Source organism: Streptomyces sp. NPDC051364 (genome assembly GCF_040682115.1).
GTDB lineage: Bacteria > Actinomycetota > Actinomycetes > Streptomycetales > Streptomycetaceae > Streptomyces.
In genome coordinates this window covers 1-1,037 of record NZ_JBFBAH010000095.1, presented here as the reverse complement: position 1 = coordinate 1,037, position 1,037 = coordinate 1, and the positions used below count along the sequence as shown (strand labels likewise).

The 1,037-nt window shown below is 64.4% G+C and carries 1 protein-coding gene; it reads right to left on the bottom strand.

The features are described 5' to 3' along the window. Positions 1-393: 393 nt before the first annotated feature. Entirely contained in the window at positions 394-723 is a 330-nt protein-coding gene (locus tag AB0M76_RS43485; protein ID WP_365958300.1) for a hypothetical protein, read from the bottom strand. Between the last annotated feature and the right edge of the window lie 314 nt (positions 724-1,037).

The following is a 1,037-nucleotide window of genomic DNA, read 5'->3' as shown; positions in this document are numbered from 1 at the left end:
GAGGCCAAGGCGATCGAGGAGAACATCGCCCGGTTCGAGAAGGCGCACCCGAACATCAAGGTCAAGGTCACGGGCAACACCCGCGGAGCGGGTACCTGAGCGCTGCGCGCTCAGGAGAGAACCGCCTCGCTGCGCTCGGCGGTGGACCGCTTCGCGGTCCTAGGGCCGGCCCTTCGGGCCGGTGTCCTGCGCTTCGCTCCGGACTGGTTCGGGGTTCCGCTTCGCTCCACCCCGAACGGCCTGCTCCGCAGGCTAGGGTGACCCCGTTTCACGGGGTCCGGGCCTTCGGCCCGTTGGGCAGGTCCGCTCCGCTCCCCACCCCGGTCCTTCCGGCTCCGCCTCCAGGACCCGGGGCCCGCTAACGCGGGCCCCGGCAGCAGCAACAAAACCGGTTCAGATACGCGATACGTTGCCGGAGTAGATCCAGCCGTCCTTCACCCCATAGGTCTTGTCCACCCAGTACCAAAGGTTGCCCTTGGAATTCTTGCACCACTGGGTGAAATGGAGCCTGTCTGCCCGGTGGACGGTGTCGACGACTCGCCCGGTCTCGTAGTAGGCAGTCCGAACCGGAGCCGAAGTGGCGGTGACATAGAGATCCCCGCCAGTCGTCTGGCACGTGATCGCGGCGGCAGAGGCCGGGGAAGCCGCGAAGGCGGTCCCCGAGAGGGTCAGCCCGATCCCCAAAGCCAGAGTGGAGAGACGTCGTGCGACGCTGGCGCGCATAGTGCTCCTTCAAGTTCCGCGTGAACAAGTAGTCACCTAAACGATCTCAACATGACGTACACGGGTCAAACCTCGCCACCATGCAGCCAACACGACCCGCTCAAAAGAGAGAGCTCTGACGGCGTACCCGCAGCCCACGCTCCAGCATCTGCATCATTTCTCACTAGAGATAGATACTGGGATCTAGGGCATCCTCCGGATCCGCTCAGCCAACCTGCATGTCGAGGATCACTGAAACTGCGCAGTACTCAACCAACCTGCACAACCAGACCCGGAGCCAGGAACGGCACAGGTCAGACAGCTGGCGCCCCCCG

Coding starts and splice junctions, on each gene's coding strand:
- AB0M76_RS43485 (WP_365958300.1), bottom strand. CDS start 723: ATGCGCGCCAGCGTCGCACGACGTCTCTCCACTCTGGCTTTGGGGATC.